The sequence below is a fragment of the Streptococcus sp. LYSM12 genome (assembly GCF_004569635.1).
Lineage (GTDB): Bacteria > Bacillota > Bacilli > Lactobacillales > Streptococcaceae > Streptococcus.
On sequence record NZ_SPOZ01000005.1, the window covers coordinates 84409 to 102576 of the forward strand.

16 protein-coding genes are annotated in these 18168 nt (G+C 41.7%); 3 read left to right on the plus strand and 13 right to left on the minus strand.

Annotation, left to right across the window (positions count from 1 at the left end; genetic code table 11):
- Positions 1–63: 63 nt before the first annotated feature.
- The gene (locus E4T79_RS02665) at positions 64–294 is read right to left on the minus strand and encodes a DUF1797 family protein (protein ID WP_135027349.1); all 231 of its coding nucleotides are present in this window, start codon (positions 292–294) and stop codon (positions 64–66) included.
- A gap of 1025 nt (positions 295–1319) precedes the next feature.
- Between E4T79_RS02665 and E4T79_RS02670 the strand changes: the two genes are divergently transcribed.
- Genes E4T79_RS02670 through E4T79_RS02680 form a run of 3 tightly spaced genes read left to right on the plus strand, consistent with a single transcriptional unit; the run spans position 1320 to position 4404 of the window.
- Positions 1320–3530, plus strand: a complete 2211-nt coding sequence (locus E4T79_RS02670; protein ID WP_135027350.1) for an ATP-dependent Clp protease ATP-binding subunit — start codon at positions 1320–1322, stop codon at positions 3528–3530.
- 58 nt (positions 3531–3588) lie between these two features.
- On the plus strand, positions 3589–4041 hold the full coding sequence (locus tag E4T79_RS02675) for an NUDIX hydrolase (protein WP_135027352.1): 453 nt from the start codon (positions 3589–3591) through the stop codon (positions 4039–4041).
- A gap of 60 nt (positions 4042–4101) precedes the next feature.
- Complete coding sequence (locus tag E4T79_RS02680) at positions 4102–4404, plus strand: DUF1827 family protein (protein ID WP_135027354.1); 303 nt, start codon at positions 4102–4104, stop codon at positions 4402–4404.
- Between the two features lie 479 nt (positions 4405–4883).
- Here E4T79_RS02680 and ileS read toward each other — a convergent pair whose 3' ends face one another.
- The 12 genes from ileS to murD all read right to left on the minus strand — a co-directional run bounded on the left by ileS (position 4884) and on the right by murD (position 17862).
- Positions 4884–7682: an isoleucine--tRNA ligase gene (gene ileS, locus E4T79_RS02690; protein ID WP_135027358.1), complete on the minus strand. Its 2799-nt coding sequence runs from the start codon at positions 7680–7682 to the stop codon at positions 4884–4886.
- A 12-nt stretch (positions 7683–7694) separates the two neighbouring features.
- Complete coding sequence (locus E4T79_RS02695; RefSeq protein ID WP_135027360.1) at positions 7695–8135, minus strand: GNAT family N-acetyltransferase; 441 nt, start codon at positions 8133–8135, stop codon at positions 7695–7697.
- Positions 8136–8682: 547 nt separating this feature from the next.
- Positions 8683–9384 carry a DivIVA domain-containing protein gene (locus E4T79_RS02700; RefSeq protein WP_135027361.1) on the minus strand — a complete coding sequence of 234 codons (702 nt, stop codon included), beginning with the start codon at positions 9382–9384 and terminating at the stop codon, positions 8683–8685.
- Between the two features lie 6 nt (positions 9385–9390).
- Positions 9391–10185, minus strand: coding sequence for a YlmH/Sll1252 family protein (locus E4T79_RS02705; RefSeq protein WP_135027363.1), 795 nt, complete (start codon positions 10183–10185; stop codon positions 9391–9393).
- Between the two features lie 9 nt (positions 10186–10194).
- Positions 10195–10446, minus strand: a complete 252-nt coding sequence (locus tag E4T79_RS02710) for a YggT family protein (RefSeq protein WP_135027365.1) — start codon at positions 10444–10446, stop codon at positions 10195–10197.
- 6 nt (positions 10447–10452) lie between these two features.
- Entirely contained in the window at positions 10453–10986 is a 534-nt protein-coding gene (locus tag E4T79_RS02715) for a cell division protein SepF (protein WP_194183766.1), read from the minus strand.
- Positions 10987–10997: 11 nt separating this feature from the next.
- A complete protein-coding gene (locus tag E4T79_RS02720; protein ID WP_135027366.1) occupies positions 10998–11669 on the minus strand; it encodes a YggS family pyridoxal phosphate-dependent enzyme in 672 nt (223 codons plus the stop codon).
- 1 nt (position 11670) lies between these two features.
- Positions 11671–12873, minus strand: a complete 1203-nt coding sequence (gene ftsZ, locus E4T79_RS02725) for a cell division protein FtsZ (RefSeq protein ID WP_135027367.1) — start codon at positions 12871–12873, stop codon at positions 11671–11673.
- Between the two features lie 22 nt (positions 12874–12895).
- On the minus strand, positions 12896–14272 hold the full coding sequence (gene ftsA, locus E4T79_RS02730; protein ID WP_135027368.1) for a cell division protein FtsA: 1377 nt from the start codon (positions 14270–14272) through the stop codon (positions 12896–12898).
- A 133-nt stretch (positions 14273–14405) separates the two neighbouring features.
- Positions 14406–15431, minus strand: coding sequence for an FtsQ-type POTRA domain-containing protein (locus tag E4T79_RS02735; protein WP_135027369.1), 1026 nt, complete (start codon positions 15429–15431; stop codon positions 14406–14408).
- A 1-nt stretch (position 15432) separates the two neighbouring features.
- Positions 15433–16500, minus strand: coding sequence for a UDP-N-acetylglucosamine--N-acetylmuramyl-(pentapeptide) pyrophosphoryl-undecaprenol N-acetylglucosamine transferase (locus tag E4T79_RS02740; protein WP_135027371.1), 1068 nt, complete (start codon positions 16498–16500; stop codon positions 15433–15435).
- Positions 16501–16503: 3 nt separating this feature from the next.
- The gene (murD, locus tag E4T79_RS02745; protein ID WP_135027373.1) at positions 16504–17862 is read right to left on the minus strand and encodes a UDP-N-acetylmuramoyl-L-alanine--D-glutamate ligase; all 1359 of its coding nucleotides are present in this window, start codon (positions 17860–17862) and stop codon (positions 16504–16506) included.
- Positions 17863–18168: the final 306 nt, after the last annotated feature.

Genomic DNA, 18168 nt, shown 5'->3' on the forward strand with positions numbered 1-18168 from the left:
GTTCCAACTAAATATTCACATTATAAAAAAAGCACCTCCGTGCTTTTCATTCGTTAGTAAGAACTAATACAATAATTCATAAATTTCCATTGCAATTAAGTCAATGCTATCAAAGGTATATGTTTCACGCGCTTGAACATCGCGAAGCGTAAAGACAGAACCATTTTCTTCATCAAAGTTATAAGCAACCTCTGCAACGACAACACCATCACGCTCAAAATTACGTTTTAAGGTTCCGCCGTCAGTCGCCATAGCTTCCAAACGGTTAATAATTCGCACTAAATGTGATTCCATATCACTTCTCCTAATTTCTTATTATAGAGATATTCTATCACATTTCCTGTAAAAAGTCTTGATTTATCCATTTTTCTTCGCACCTTACACAGACCAATATTTCCCAACCTTACTATTTTTTGAGCTAGTCTGACCGTCATATCTCCCCTTATGAAAAGCTCTAGCGATCAGTTTACATTCAATGGAAATCAAGTCGTAGTAAACAAATTGAATACAAGAATACTCCCCAATTTTTACCGGAGAGGCTGTAAACTTCACTCGCTTGTGGATACCAAAAAACTCTCTAGGTGAAGAGTGTCTTAAATGTTAGGGGATACTATGTGCTTCATATCCCCTCATCTCCTGATATAGTCATTTCGTTTATATTTTTATTACTTCGTTCACTCGTCTTGCTGTACCATTGAGAAAAGTTACACTTTTCTTATCTGTCACTTGAAATAGTTATCAACTATTTCAACTACCTGCGACTCCTTGCCTAGTACTAAAAATAAACGAAACGGCTATATAAGCAAACTCTATCCGAAAAAGAGGCACAGATGCTCTAGCTCGTTACAGCTGTAGCTCCCCTTAGGGATAGAATTGTCAGGAGAGTGACTATTTCTACCCAAGCTTAAAAATAGAAAGCGAGGTCAGTAAAAAATGACTGCAAGCTCTCACGTCATTTTTCGTCAATTTTTCTATAGCTGTTATAGGCTATGCCTGCTTACAGATACGGATGCTATAGTCATTTCGTTTATCTTTTATTACTTGTTCACTCGCTTTGCTATACTCTAATACAGCCTGCAGCTCCTTGCCTAGTACTAAAAGTAAACGAAAAGACTATACCTTGGTACACTTTGTACTTTTAACGCTCTCACATCTTATTGAGTAGTAGTTTCTTGCAATTTAGCTAAATCTTGTTATAATTAAATTATATCTGACCTTTATTGACTATTTAGCTCTTATAGATTCCCTTAGGTAGATTATTCTTTGAGGTTTCTATAGGAATAAAAAGGCAGACATTCGATAGAAAAGAGGGAGTTCCCATGCTTTGTCATAACTGTAATATCAACGATGCAACCATTCATCTCTATACAAATCTTAATGGAAAACAACAACAGGTGGATCTCTGTCACAACTGCTACCAAATCATGAAAACGGACCCTAATAATGCTATTTTAAAAGGATTGGGAGACCTTACCAATCCAAATAACATGGATCCATTCAGCGAATTTTTCAATAACATTGGAGGCATTCCAGGGCATACACCTGCTGGAAAACCGCGCAATCAAACGCCACCTACCCAGTCAGGTGGTGGCAATCGTGGCAACAACGGCGGTGCTACTCCTCCACAACAACCAAAAGGATTGCTGGAGGAATTTGGCATTAACATGACTGAAATTGCCCGCCGTGGAGATATCGATCCTGTCATTGGCCGTGATGAGGAAATCAAGCGTGTCATCGAAATTCTCAACCGTAGAACCAAGAATAATCCTGTCCTCATCGGTGAGCCTGGGGTCGGAAAAACAGCCGTTGTCGAAGGCTTAGCCCAAAAAATCGTGGACGGTGATGTCCCACAAAAACTCCAAGGTCGTGAAGTCATTCGCCTTGATGTCGTTAGTCTTGTTCAAGGAACCGGTATCCGCGGGCAATTTGAAGAGCGCATGCAAAAGCTAATGGAAGAAATCCGCAATCGCAAGGAAATCATTCTCTTCATTGATGAAATTCATGAAATTGTCGGCGCCGGATCTACAGGTGACGGCAACATGGACGCAGGCAATATCTTAAAACCTGCCCTTGCTCGTGGTGAAATGCAACTGGTTGGCGCTACTACGCTCAACGAGTACCGTATTATCGAAAAAGATGCAGCCTTGGAGCGTCGCATGCAACCTGTCAAGGTCAATGAACCAAGTGTCAGTGAGACGATTATCATTCTAAAAGGGATTCAAAGCAAATACCAGGACTATCACCATGTTAAATACACCGATGCAGCCATTGAAGCAGCAGCCATTTTATCAAACCGCTACATTCAAGATCGCTTCTTACCGGATAAGGCCATTGATTTGCTAGATGAAGCTGGCTCTAAGATGAACTTGACTTTGAATTTCGTTGATCCAAAAGAAATTGACCAACGCTTGATTGATGCCGAAAATCGCAAGACCCAAGCTACTCGCGATGAAGATTTTGAAAAAGCAGCCTATTATCGTGATCAAATCGCAAAATATAAGGAGATGCAAAAAGCAACGATCAGCAACGAAGATATACCCGTCATTACGGAAAAAGAAATTGAAGCCATTATCGAACAAAAAACCAATATTCCTGTCGGTGATTTGAAAGAAAAAGAACAATCGCAATTGATTAACCTAGCCAATGACTTAAAAAAACATGTCATCGGTCAAGATACTGCCGTTGATAAAATTGCTAAGGCCATTCGTCGCAACCGAGTGGGGCTCGGTGCACCGAACCGTCCAATTGGAAGTTTCCTCTTCGTTGGACCAACGGGAGTCGGAAAGACTGAACTGTCAAAACAATTAGCCATTGAACTCTTTGGATCTGCCGACAATATGATTCGCTTTGATATGTCCGAATATATGGAAAAACATGCCGTCGCAAAATTAGTCGGAGCACCTCCAGGCTACGTTGGCTACGAAGAAGCTGGACAACTGACTGAAAAAGTCCGCCGCAATCCTTACTCGCTCATTCTGCTTGACGAGATTGAAAAGGCTCACCCTGATGTCATGCATATGTTTCTTCAAGTCCTGGATGATGGTCGCTTAACAGACGGACAAGGTCGCACAGTCAGCTTCAAAGATACCATTATCATCATGACCTCAAATGCTGGAACAGGTAAAGTAGAAGCTAGCGTAGGCTTCGGTGCCTCTTTAGAGGGACGCACGCACTCTGTCCTCGGTCAACTCAGCAACTTCTTCAGTCCAGAATTTATGAACCGTTTTGACGGCATTGTCGAATTCCAAGCCCTCAGCAAGGAAAATCTCCTTCATATCGTGGATCTCATGCTTCTTGATATCAACGAACGTCTAAAGACCACAGGACTTACACTTCATGTGACCGATAAGGTAAAGGAAAAATTAGTTGATTTAGGCTATGATCCAAAAATGGGAGCTCGTCCACTTCGCAGAACCATCCAAGAATATATCGAGGATCCACTGACAGACTTCTATCTGGAACATCCAGAAGAACAAAATCTACGCGCTGTCTTAACTAGCAAGGGTGCTATTGCCATAAAAGCAAAATAAGGTTTCTTTTTCCAATATTTATGCTATAATGATAAAAAATCATCATTGAGGAAAACCAATGGCACACGCATCATTCGGCAAAAAAGAAACAGGGGTGACCTACCAAAATCGCTACGGTGTCTACGCCGTCATTCCCGATCCACAAAAAAAGCACATCATTCTAGTTCAAGCACCTAACGGCGCTTGGTTTCTTCCAGGAGGAGAGATTGAAACTGGAGAAAATCACTTGACTGCTCTCAAGCGTGAATTGATAGAAGAACTTGACTTTACAGCAGAAATTGGCGCATATTACGGTCAGGCAGATGAATATTTCTACTCACGTCACCGCGATACTCACTACTACAATCCTGCTTATATCTATGAGGTAACGAGCTACCAAGAAATCGGACAGCCCCTTGAAGACTTTAATCACCTGGCTTGGTTTGATATTGACACTGCCATCGATAAGCTCAAGCGCGGTAGCCACAAGTGGGGGATTGAGCAATGGAAATTAGCCCATAAACATGATTGAGGCTAGTCAAATGTTCCCAAGAGTGCTATAATAAATGCAAAGAATGATTGGAGGTCACGCATGAAGATCATCAACACGACAAACAGTCAAGCACAACTTGTGCAAAACCAATTAGCAAACACAGATGCCTTTCTGGTGGAAACCTATTCTGCTGGGAACACCGATGTTATTTTTACGCAGGCACCACTTCACTACGAACTCTTGATTAGCAATAAGTACCGTGCTGTTCAACTGGTCGAAATCGAACAGATTCGAGACTTCTTTCTAAAACGCAAAATCGACACCGAAATCATCAACCAAGCTGGCATTCAAACCATTCATACAGATCACTTGATTGAGATGTCCATCCCAATTGTAAAATGAATGGTTGAAACCTTACTAACCAACGGCTGAGCTGTTGGTTTTCTTATTTCTTTTTTGAAAATACTGGCTTGAAACCTAGTGTTTTCAAATTTATAGTCACTTCGTTTATCTTTTATTATTTCGTTAACTCGCTTTGCCGTACTCCAGTACTACCTGCGACTCGCTGCCTAGTACTAAAGGCAAACGAAAAGACGATATACTCTATAGATGAAGCAACGAAACCAACGATTGAACGGAAGTTCAGCTAAGTGAGAAAACGACCGAAGAAGTTCAATGAATGCTTGATGACATGACTGTCTACAAATGTGAGAACTTAAGCTATCCTTTTATAGTCATTTCGTTTATCTTTTATTACTTCGTTAACTCGTCTTGCTGTACTCTAAGTATAGCCTGCAGCTCCTTGCCTAGTACTAAAAGACCTAATGTTACTTGATTGCACAAGATAATAAAAAACCGAGAGATCTCGGTTTTTTATTATCTTATTTAGCTTCAAATCCTTCTGCTACGGCATCTGGAAAGTTAGCTTCAAGGATAGAGGCACAGTGATCACAGACAGTTGACAGATTTGGATTTGTGCTGGTTCCGACGCTTGTATCCAGACGGCGGCAACGTTCGCAGACCTCTCCTGCTGCCCGCTCAACGCTAAAGGCTACATCTTCAAAAGCAATGCTATTTGATGGTGCTTCTTCGTCTGCAATAGTCAAGTTAGATACGATGAGCAGCTGCGCCACATCGCTATTGATAGCCTCTAACAAGGTCTTCATCTCTTGGTTTGGATAAACCGTCACATGCGCTTCAAGGGATTTACCAATGACTTTTTCTACCCGCGCTTCTTCTAAAGCTTTTTGAGCTTTTGCTCGGAAGTCCATAAAGATTGCCCATGTTCCCAATAGTTCTTCTTGGTTTTCAAAGTTTTCTGCTTCTGGTAATTCAGCCAACTGAACGAAATCACCCTCCTCATGCTCTAAGTAAGACCAGATTTCTTCGGCTGTATGTGGCAAGATTGGAGTCAAAAGCTTGGTCAATTTGACCAATATATCATAGAAAACAGTCTGCATTTGACGGCGCTCAAGCGATTTAGCTCCTTCGATATAGACCACATCCTTGGCAAAATCCAAGTAAAAGGCTGACAAATCAACCGTTACAAAGTTGACAATGGTCTTATAAATATCCAAGAACTTAAAGTCAGCATAAGCCTCACGAATGCTGGCAACCACTTGATTAAAGCGAATCGTCATGTATTTATCAACAGAACGCAATTCGTCATAAAGAACGGTATCTACTGACGGTACAAAATCAGAGGTATTGGCAATCAAGAAACGAAGGGTATTTCTAATTTTACGATAGGTTTCAGATACTTGATTCAAAATATCCATGGAAATCCGAACATCATTGCTGGTATCGACGCTCGTTACCCAAAGGCGCAAGATTTCTGCTCCAAATTGTTTTTCAACGTCGCTTGGCAAGATTGTATTTCCAAGGGATTTAGACATCTTCTCACCTTTCCAATCCAAGGTGAAACCTTGAGAAAGGATTTGTTTGTAAGGTGCGACACCGTTTGCGGCAACAGATGTGATTAGTGACGAGTTGAACCAACCACGGTACTGGTCAGATCCTTCCAAGTACAAGTCAGCTGGATAACTTAAGTCTGGGCAAGTATTCAAGACACCATTCCATGAAGAACCTGAGTCAAACCAAACGTCCATAATATCCGTTTCCTTGGTAAAGACACCGTTTGGAGATCCTGGATGAACGAAACCTGCTGGCAAGAGTTCTTTAGCCTCACGCTCCCACCAGATAATAGAACCATGCTCAGCAAATAGCTCTGCTACATGTCCAATCGTTTCCTCGGTCATGATTGGTGTTCCGTCTTCTGCATAGAAGATTGGGAGAGGCACACCCCAGGCACGCTGACGAGAGATGACCCAGTCACCACGGTCACGAATCATGTTGTAAAGGCGAACTTTCCCCCACTCAGAATGGAATGTTACTTTTTCAATCTCATCTAAGATATCCTGACGGAATTTTGAAACAGAGGCAAACCATTGCGGTACTGCTCGCCAAATGATTGGTTTTTGGGTCCGCCAATCAAATGGGTAGGAATGAGAGATTTCTTCTTGAGCAAGAAGTAAATCACCTAATTTTTCAATCACTGTTGGAACTACTTTTTCGTAGAATTGTCCTTCAAAATCAGGACCTGCATTTTCGGTCATGATTCCACGTTCGTTGACAGTGACTGCAACTTCTAGGCCATATTTAATCCCAACATTGTAGTCATCCTCACCAAATCCAGGTGCTGTATGGACAATCCCTGTACCTGAGTCAAGGGTAACGTGGTCTCCATTCATGACCAATTCATCCTGATTTCTATCCCACGGATGTTCCGTCACGATACGATCCAATTCTTGTCCTTTATAGCTTGCGACTACTTGCGGATTTTCCCAGCCAAAACGCTCTGCGAGGCTGTTCAATAATTCACCTGCAATGACAAATTTACGCTCATCATTTTTAGGCTTAACCACTACATAGTCAAAGTCAGGTCCCATCGTCAATCCACGAGAAGCGGTAATGGTAAAAGGTGTCGTAGTCCAAACAACGATATAAGTATCTGTATCCAAGATTCCTTTACCATCTTTAACACGGTTAGCATAATAGAGGGAGGTCGACACCAAATCATGGTATTCGATTTCTGCTTCTGCAAGCGCCGATTCCGATGACCATGACCAATAGACTGGTTTTGCCCCGCGATAGATATAGCCTTTTTTCGCCATTTCACCAAAGACACGGATTTGAGCGGCTTCATAGTCTGGTGTCAAGGTTACGTAAGGATTGTTCCAATCACCAGACACACCGAGACGCTTGAAGTCCTCACGCTGTTTTTCCACTTGACTAAGGGCGTAGTCACGACACATCTCAAGGTACTCAACCAGATCCATTTCCTTGCGTTTCACACCTTGTTTTGCCAACACTTGCTCAATTGGTAGACCATGTGTATCCCAGCCTGGAACGTATGGTGCATAGAAGCCAGACATTGACTTCGAACGCACAATGATATCTTTTGAAATTTTGTTCATGGCATGTCCAACATGGATATTGCCATTAGCGTACGGAGGACCATCATGCAAGATAAAATGCGGTTTACCTGCATTCAAGTCCTGACGTCGTTGGTAGAGGTTTGCCTCTTCCCATTCCTTTTGCCAAACAGGTTCTTTTGTTGGCAAGCCTGCGCGCATTGGAAAAGCCGTTTTTCCAAGATTAAGGGTTTCTTTTAATTTCATAAATACTCCTTTTTAGATTTCTAACATCATTACAATTTCATTGGTAGCTAGACCTGTTGACTGAAAGCCCAGACCATCTAAGATTCCACGCATCTTGTGATTTCCGACCACATAGCTGGTAATTAGACGGCTACAAGCTGGATCATTCCTTGCTCTTCGAATGACCCATTTCAAAGCTTCTGTACCATACCCACGATTCTGATAGGCTTGACCAATCATCAAGCGCCAAATCAAATAGCTTTCTTTCTCCCCTTCTTTCAACAATAAGAGAAAACCCACTACCTGATTGCTTGCTAAAATGGCGAGAGGTTCAAGTTGGTTTTTCTCACGATAGAGCCAAGCTTGTGCTAGCGAATAGAGATTAGAAGCCAAACGGCGTTCATCTTTTGGGGCAACAGATAGCTGGATAACCGATTCAAATGTTGTTTCATCTACTAGTTTTAATGTTATCATCGTATGTTATACTCATCTCCACAAGATATGCAGGCATACAATATTTACGAAACGCTCCACTGGATCGTTTCGTATCCGGAAGCTAGCACAGCCTGGCTACAGCCACAGTATAGTCCTTTCGTTTCTATTTTTATTACTTCGTTCACTCGTCTTGCTGTACCATTGAGAAAAGTTACACTTTTCTTAAAAGAAACAGCAGCTTCTTCGAGAATTTCTAGCCTTACAGGAGCCAAGCTGCGCTAGCTAAAGTTAGAACAGTTGCCTATTTTTTCCAAGCTTTAAGCCCGAGTTCAACTAAACAAACTATCGAGGCGATTAAAAAAAACTTCCGCCAAAAAGGACGAAAGTTCGTGGTACCACCTTAGTTCAGATAGGCAGACTTTGCCCATCCCTCCTTTGCTCGTTAACGGAAAGCAAACCGTTTTCCCCTACTGATTTCAAGGAAAATTCAATAGAATGATAATCAGATAGTTAGGGAATGCAGGTCTTCCACCGTCACCTACTCGCTCGAAATATTTCTATCTCATCCTGTTTCTATTATACTGTTCTATTCTTCTGTTGTTTCTTCTTGAACTTCAGCTTGTGCTACTTCTTGCTCAAGTGCTTCTGCTTGCTGTACCAATTCAGCTATTTCTTCTGCTGACAACTGACGCGTTACTTCCAAACTATCCTCATGTGTATCCACTGATTCAGCTAGAACCTGTTCTAATACTTCACGGAAAGCTTCATCGCTCGTCTGTAAGTAAGAAGCAGTCGGACGTAAAATCTCTTCCCATTCCGGCGAATCAACTAGAGCCAAATGGCCCTCAATCGTAGACTTGAGACGTTGATGAAAAACGCGCGTCTTGTTCTTCAACTCTTCTGTTTCAACCGCCACTTTTTTTGCATTATCCGTTGCAATGCGTAAAATATCATTGGCTTTATCTTTGGATGCATTGAGCAATGATTGATTGTCGTATTCTGCCTGCTTGATAATGTTAGAGGCCTGTTCTTTAGCAGCAATCTTTACTTTTTCAGCTGTATCCTGTGCCAAGATAACAGATTGGCTAAGCGATTCTTTCAACTCATCAAAGTAAGTAAGACGATCTTGCAGAGATCTAATTTCCATCTCTTGCTCATGGTTTTTTCGGACGAGTTCTTCATAATCTTCGGTTACAATATCCAAAAATTCATCTACTTCTTCTGGATCATATCCTCTAAATTTAGTGCCGAACGTTTTATCTTTCAGCTCTAATGATGTAAGTACCATAATTCCCTACTTTCTAATAACTTCTATTTCTACTTTTGCTTTACCATTTTTGGAATATCCTACAATTTCTTTGATACGAACTCTGCCAAAACCTCTGACACTGACTAATTGTCCTACCTCTAAACTCTTTCCCACTTGCGTAATCGGTAAATAATCAACCTTGACCTGCTTGGCTTCAATCAGTTGACTAGCTCGTGAGCGAGCTAGCCGAAAAACTGCTGCAACCAATTTATCCAGTCGTAAACTCGATATAAGAATCTTCTCAAGACTAGCATCCGAGAGAACATCAACTACTACCGATTTAACGGCACATTCCTCAAAGCTAACAGGCATCCGGCTAATCTGTTCGACTTCACTCATCAGGAGCGGAACAAAACGCTTATCTAATAAGACATAGGTATGGTCTTTTTCCAGAAGAATATCACCAATATACTGGCGCTTTACTCCCAAACGATTGATTAAGGTCCCTAAAATTTGAGAATGCGTCAACGTTGCATATTTTCGCGGATAGAGAACCTCAAGCATGGACATTTCAAAATCATCCTCATCCAACATGTAATAATCTGGTGCGATAATACCACGCGAATATTCTGTAGCAATCAGATTGCGACTGCTCCAATATCTTAGCTGAAAATGAGCTGCGATAGACTTCGCTATCTCATCCTGTTTGGGATTCAAAAACGGAGTAAGTCGATAGGAATAGGTCCTGTCTGCTTGCTGACAAAAATCAATAATCTGTTCAATAAAGGCTTTTTCTTCTTTCGGAAAATGCTGGAATAATTGCTGATAGGATCGATTCATAGCTTTGTTCTAAAGTAACCAACTTAAGATTCTCGACAGGTTGTGAATCAAAAACAATACCAAAACAATGGTCCAGTCTACACCTAAAAATTGCAACTTGAAACGCTGAAAGGGCACTAATATCGGTCTGACAAGGCTGGTCAGTAAGCGTCCAATCGAACTATCATAGGCATTTGGAATCCATGAGATAAAAGCATAGGCAAGCAAGATATAGGAATAAATCTTTAATACTTCCAATAGAAATACAATAACAACTGTCATACATTCCTACCGCTTCATATCAAAATCAAAAGGGAGCTCTGACGTGTAGTGTGGAGCTGTCGAGCGAAGCTCTTCTATATTGACCGTCACTTTTGCTGGAGTCAACAGCCACATAGTATTGGATACCTTTTTCAAATTTCCTGAAAGGACAGAACGAGCTCCATCTAAATAGTCAAGACAGCGACGAGCTTGTGTTTCAGACATGTGTTGGAAATCGATTAAGATGCTCGCATCATCAATCAATAATTGCACAATCTCTGGTGCATCTTCATACTTTTTAGGGTACTTAATATCAATCGTCGATTTGCCTGTAACTGGCTTCACTACTGACTGTTCTTCTGGGTGCCTTGCGACAGGTTTTGCACTCAGCTGAGAGCGCGAAAACTTAGAACGATCTACTGGCGTTTCCACCTCATGGGTTGGCACAGGAGCCACTCTCATCTTAGAGCCCTCATTCTGTAGACCATACGCTTCTTGCTCCCTATCTTCTTCTATTTCAAAGTAATTAATTATATTTTTAAATGTATCTTTAAAAGCCACGTTTCTCTTCCTTATTTAAAAAATGCTGTTCCGATACGGACAAAGGTTGCTCCGCAAGCAATGGCCTCTGTAAAATCACTACTCATTCCCATACTGAGTTCAGCAAAAGACATATGGGGTAGATTACGGGCCGCCAATCGCTCTTGCAGTTCTTTTGCTTCTGAGAAAATACTCATCAGCTCTGCATGACTAGCTTCAAAAGGTGCCATGGTCATCAGGCCGACCACCTCCACCTTATCAAGAGGTAACAACTGCTTCAAGACCTCTTCTAAGTCTTCTACTAGAAAGCCATGTTTGCTTTCTTCTTTAGAAATATTGACTTGAAGGAAGCATTTCACGGCTTTTTTAGCGCGTTTTTGTATTTCTTGCGCTAGTTTGATGGAATCTAAAGCATGAAAATAATCAACATAGTTAATCACATCTTTGACTTTTCTTCTTTGCAGACTTCCAATCAAGTGCCAGGTGAGAGGATAGGCTGATAAAGCCTGGTATTTCTCTAAAAATCTATCAACGCGGTTTTCACCAATATGCTGAATGCCTGTAGCTACCAATTCTTTAGTAATAGAGCTGTCAACATACTTGGTGACAGCTATTACATTGACTAAATCTTGAGAACGATGCGCATCTTTTTTAGCCTGCTCAAGGGTAGCAAATACAGCATCTCTATTCTGTTGTAAACTCATCTTAACGATTTCTGAAGAACGGTGGAGTATCTAACTCATCTTCTTCTTCGTCCATCGTAAATTTCTCAACTGAAACAGTTGACTGATTTGTGTTCTCAGCTGGACGAAGAATGTTTTCGCGACGCAAGTCCCATTCACCAAAAGCTGATGCTTTTGAAGCTGCCGTTTCTGCTTGCGCTGTAGGTTGTGAAGCAGAACGACCAACTGAAGCATAATCCATGCGTTGACGCACTGGTTTTTCATTTGTGTCTTGACGAACACCCGTTGCAACAACTGTCACACGGATTTCATCTTTCATCGTTTCATCTATAGAAGTTCCAAGCCAGATATTGACACCTTGACCAGCTGCTTGATGAACAATTTCAGATGCTTCTTCCGCTTCTGTCAAGGTCATATCGTAACCCCCTGTTACATTGACAATGACATCATTTGCGCCATCAATCGTTGTTTCAAGAAGTGGTGAATAGATAGCCTTACGAGCTGCTTCTACAACACGTTCCTCACCTGAACCGATACCGATTCCCATGAGAGCATTCCCTTTGTTTTCCATGACTGTCTTCACATCAGCGAAGTCCAAGTTAATCAAACCAGGATTGGTAATTAGGTCTGTAATTCCTTGTACACCTTGGCGTAAAACATTATCTGCTTCGCTAAGTGCTTCTAAAAGTGGTGTTTTCTTATCTACGATTTCAAGGAGATTATTGTTTGAGATAATCAACAAGGTGTCAACTTGTTCACGAAGCCCTTCAATTCCTTCAATCGCAAAGCTACCGCGTTTGTTTCCTTCAAAACCGAACGGACGAGTAACAACTGCAACTGTCAAGGCACCTAAGCCTTTTGCAATACGTGCAATTACTGGTGCAGCACCTGTACCAGAACCGCCCCCCATACCTGCTGTGATGAAGACCATATCTGCACCTGTCAATACATTGGTAAGAGCTTCTTCACTTTCTTCAGCTGCCTTACGACCAACTTCAGGTTGACCTCCAGCACCGAGTCCACGAGTCAATTTAGGACCTAGTTGAATAACTGTTTCAGCTTTTGAACTGCTAAGCGCTTGAACATCTGTATTGGCTGCGATAAATTCAACACCAGAAACGCCTTCTTCAATCATGCGGTTAATAGCGTTTCCGCCGCCACCACCAACACCAATAACTTTAATGACAGCACCATGAGCTGCTGCTGCTTCAAATGAAAATGTCATAGTTTTATCACCTTTTCTTTTCTTATTCAAACATGCTTCCAAACAAACCACGAATGCGATCTGTGATCTTCACTTTTGCTTCATCCTCTTCTATCTCTGTATAAGAAGCATAAGATTGTTCCTCAACTGGTTCAGGAGTAACTTCTCTTGGAATTTCTTTTGAAACTGACTGGATAGCTGGACGAACTTTTGGTGTTTCAAAAGGAATGTCGATTGGTTTTTGACGAAGAGTTGCTTCACCATTTACAGCTGACTGAGCAATCATCTCAACTTCATCTAGGCTACCAACATATTCTACCAAACTAATCACTTGGGCAAAGGCTGGATTGCGGATACCAATCTGATTTGGTACGTATAGTTTCGTACTGACCCCAAAAATCTCTTGGGCAAGTTCCGTAATACCTGGCAATACTGCTACACCACCGACCAAAACAATCCCACCTGGTAAATCCAAGGCACGTGTTCGCTCCAAGTCTTGCTTCACACGGGTAAAGATTTGACGAAGACGAGCTGAAATGACTTCTGACAAATAACGTTCGGTCACTTCCACTGGAGCTGATTCTCCAATCACTTCAACCATGAACTTTTCTTTTTCACTCGCTTCCTGCGGATAAGCAATTCCGTAATTAAATTTCAAGTTTTCAGCAATGCTTTGAGAAGTTGTCAATACCTTAGAAATATCCTTGGTGATATAATCGCCACCTTCTTGATAAATATTGGTGTATTGCAATTCTTGACCACGCATAACCGCAACCGTTGTCTGTCCACCACCAAGATCAATGACAATGGCACCGAATTCTTTTTCACCTTCGTTGAGAACTGAACGAGTCAATGACAGCGGAGAAATGACAACATTTTCTACTTGAACACCTGCACGTTCGACTGTCTTGCGTAAGTTGTGTAAGATTGTACGCGGACCAGTATAGAGCATTCCACGCATCTCTAAACGAATCCCCATCATACCACGAGGGTCTTTAATACCTTGGAAACCGTCTACTACAAACTCTTCTGGTATAAAGGAAATAACTTCACGTTCTGGCGTCATACTCTTTGTCAAGGCAGATTTCACAACATTTTGTACATCCAAGTCTGTAATTTCTTGCGAATCTGTTGTTACTGGAATCATACCTTGAGTGGGTTCTATTTGAAGAAGGTTTGCTGGTAAGCCAACATTTACCTTATCAATGCGGATACCTGCTTTTTCCTCAGCTTGTGCAATCGCTGATTTAATCGCATTTGCCGCCACGTCAATATTGACAATAATCCCATCTTTCACGCCTGAGCTTTTGACATTGCTCACGCCAATCACATTCATTTCGCCTTCTACATACTCTGCAACCAAGACTTTAACGGAGCTTGTACCGATATCTAATCCCGTGAAAAAGCCATTTCTAGCCATCCTGTCAGTCCTCTCTTACTTCTCAAACTTTTAAGAATTTTTAGTTCCATGTTTTAAATATAGTTATTCACCCTCCATTATACCATACAATATTAAAAAATGGTGATAGAAAAGCTTTTTTCTATTATTTTTTCTATTTTGCATAGCTAAATGCACCAACCTCCATATCCACGATACTAGGGACAGAAAGTTGCTTAGCGATATTAGAATAATAGGGGAGTTTTATATCAATTTCACTGAGGGGAAGGAGCAAGGTATTCCCATCATACATAGACATCGTCAGCAAATCAGCAGTTACCTTGCTTGGTGTCAACTCAATGCTCTTGATATTGCTGAGTATGTCTGCATCAATCGGTGCTAATTGTAGCGCAAGTTCCTTAACTAAAGCTTTATCTACTAGGTTAATAGAGGTGTAGCGTTCCGGTAACGCTTCGTTTGTAATCACTGTTTCTGAGATATCTCCACTAGATAGGACCAGACGATAGTTATCCGCTTCTTTTAAATACCCCACTTCCATGAACTCTTCCACTCGAATCGTAAAGCGATTTGGAAATTGGAAAGTTATCTTATCTGATTTGACAATATTGCTACTATTTTTGATATTGGCTTCAATATTTTTTGTTTGTAACAGAGTTGTCAAGGCGTAGTCTTTTTCAGAAATCTTACTGTAAGCAAGAACGGTTTCCCAATCGAGCAGTTGATTTCCAACGACCTCAATCTTCTTTTCTTTACTCAAGGGACTGATAAAATAGACCGCAAGCAAGATACCAATGAGAGCTGTTGCAATGATTGGACTTGCTTGTAGCAGGAGCTTGCGTGAAATCGGAGTAGGTACAGCTTCTCGTTTTGACTCTGACCTCTGAAAAATATGAATGCTATCAAAATCTTTTCTCTTCTCTCCTTTTTCTTTTTGGGTAGCTTCAAGAGGACGACTAGGAGCTACTGCTGTAGACTTTTCTCCCTCTTTTTCTGATTCAGTCTCTTTTTGGCTCGCCAAATAAGCCTGATGTCGTTCTTTCCATTGGGCAAGAAAATCACTTTCTGCTTCCATTTCAATCTCGGTTTCAGTCTCGACTTCAGGTGCTTGTTCTTCTACTTGGCTTTTCGCTTCTTCTTGCGCTGCCTGTTTGACTTCTTCCAAGGGATCCTTTTCTGTCATTCTATGCCTTTCTATCTATATCTGCTTTCAATAATTGATAAAAATGATCAATGGTTTGAATTTCCGTCGAATGCCTCATTCGCTCGATATAGCTTTCTTTTTCCTCCAATAACTGCTCCACTGCTTCCAACAAGTTTTCAAGTGTAAGCATGCTTTCGTCCAATTGTTTAGCATAGCCTTTCTCTTCAAAATAACGAGCATTTTCTAGCTGATCTCCACGGCTAGCTTGACGTCCCAAAGGAACAATCAGATGTAGCTTTTGCATGGCAACCAATTCAAAAATTGTATTTGAGCCACCGCGAGTAATAACCACATCAGCTTCATTCATCAAGGGTTGGTACAAATCCGTCACATAGTCTACTCGATACAATCTCCTTGATAATTGATTGAGGCTCGTATCCCCGGTTAAATTGATAATATTGAACCGCTCAATCAGGGTAGCTTGATGCTGACTAATCAAATCATTAAAAATCTTAGCACCACCCGAACCACCTACAAAGAGCAAGGTTGGCACATTTTCATCGAATTGGCTGATAATTTCAGGGAGCTGAATGGGAGTGATATTGTTTACAGGAGCTACTTTTGTCACGGCCCCCACATGTTTGACCTTATCTAACGCAGCGCTCTGCTCAAAAGTACTATACATGGTTGTTGCAAACTTGTAGGCAATTTTATTGGCCAATCCCATGGATAGATCCGACTCATGAACAAAAACAGGAATCCCTAATAGGCGAGACGCGATAACTGGCGGAACCGATACAAACCCACCTTTTGAAAAGAGAGCCTGCGGACGAATCGCCAATAAAATCGCAAGGGATTGGGCAATTCCCCACGCCACCTTAAAGATATCTAGCAGATTTTGCCAAGAAAAATAGCGGCGCAATTTCCCTGTTGCAATCCCATGAAACTGAACATCTAGTCCTGATTGAACCAGCTGTTGGTATTCAATGCCTTGGCGATCACCGATGTAATGTACTTCCCATCCGTCTTTAAGAAATCGCGGAATCAACAGGAGGTTCAAGGTCACATGACCGACTGTCCCTCCCCCTGTAAAGACTATTTTTTTCATGTATTATTTATTTCCCTTCAATTCCCCAATCGTCTTGAGAAAACTATCGCCACGGACTTCAAAATTGGCATACATATCCCAGCTCGCATTGGCAGGACTGAGAAGGACAATATCTCCCACTGTCGCTAGTTGATAAGCCTTTCTAGTGGCATCTGCTATGTCTTGAGCATCCGTATAAGGCACAGCAGCTTTATCAGCTGCACGTTTGACGCGAGAGGCAGACTCTCCCAAGATGACCATGTGTTTTAAGCCCACCAAATCCGGCACCAGTTCGTCAAATTCATTACCACGGTCAAGCCCGCCCGCAATCAAAATAACCCTGGCATTGTCAAAACCTGACAAGGCTTTTTGAGTAGCCAAGATGTTGGTAGATTTGCTGTCATTATAGAAAGTCACACCCTCCATTTGACCTGCGTATTGCAAACGGTGTTTGACCCCGGAGAAAGTAGAAAGAGCCTCTTTAATTGCTTGATTATCAACACCCCTGATCTTGGCAACTGCAATAGCAGCAAGGGCATTTTCAACATTGTGGCTACCTGGTACACCTATGTCACTAGCAGCCATTATTCTCTCACCCTTAAAGTAGAGCTGACCGTCTGCTAGATAGGCACCCTCAACAGGTTCTTGCGTTGAAATCGGAACCACTTGTGCCTTGGTCTTTTCGGCTAGTGACCTTGCAATCGCTTGATTCATATTGAGGATGACAAAATCATCTCCCGTCATCTGCTCTTGAATCCGCCATTTGGCTGCCACGTATTCTTCAAACGAACCGTGATAGTCGATATGGGTCGGCATCAGATTGGTCACAACTGCAATATGAGGACAAAAAGCTTCTATTCCCATAAGTTGAAAAGAAGATAATTCCATAACCAGTACATCCGTCGCCCTTGCATCTTGGGCAATAGATGAGGCAGGAAATCCAATATTTCCACATAATTTAGCTGACTGTTGACCTTGATTGAGAACTTCCGCAATCATAGTCGTAGTCGTCGTTTTCCCATTTGATCCAGTGATACCGATAATCGGAGCCTCTGAAACAAGGTAAGCCAACTCTACCTCAGTCCAGACAGGTATCTCTTTTTCAAGCGCCCTTTGTACCATAGGATTATCGTAGCGAATCCCTGGATTCTTCACAAGTAGGGCAAAGTCTTCCTCTAACAATTCCAACGGATGACTACCACAAATCACACGGATTCCCGCTTCCAAAAGAGCCTGAGCTGTTGGATTTTCTTCAAAAGGTTTGCCATCATTAACGGTCACGATTGCTCCCAATCGATCCAGCAAGCGCGCCGCTGCCTCCCCAGACTTAGCAAGCCCTAGGACTAAGACTTTTTTATTTTCAAATCGTTTTATCTGCTGCATATTCCTACCATACTTTCTATACCTAGCCTATCTATTTTACCGTGAATACGCTCCTTTTTCAAGCGAAAGAAAGGGCTGGTTCAAATGATATACTCCCCTTATAGTAGACAGTGAAAAAACAAAAATTCACTAGACACTATAAGGGGAGTTTTCGTATGTCTAAAAGAAGTCCAAAATCAGTAGAAGAAAAATGTGAAATCCTTCAGTTGTATCTGAGCCATAAGCAGTCCCTCAGTCAATTAACGAAAACCTACCAAGTGTCTGATTATACTATCAGACACTGGATGAAGCGATATGAAAGCGACG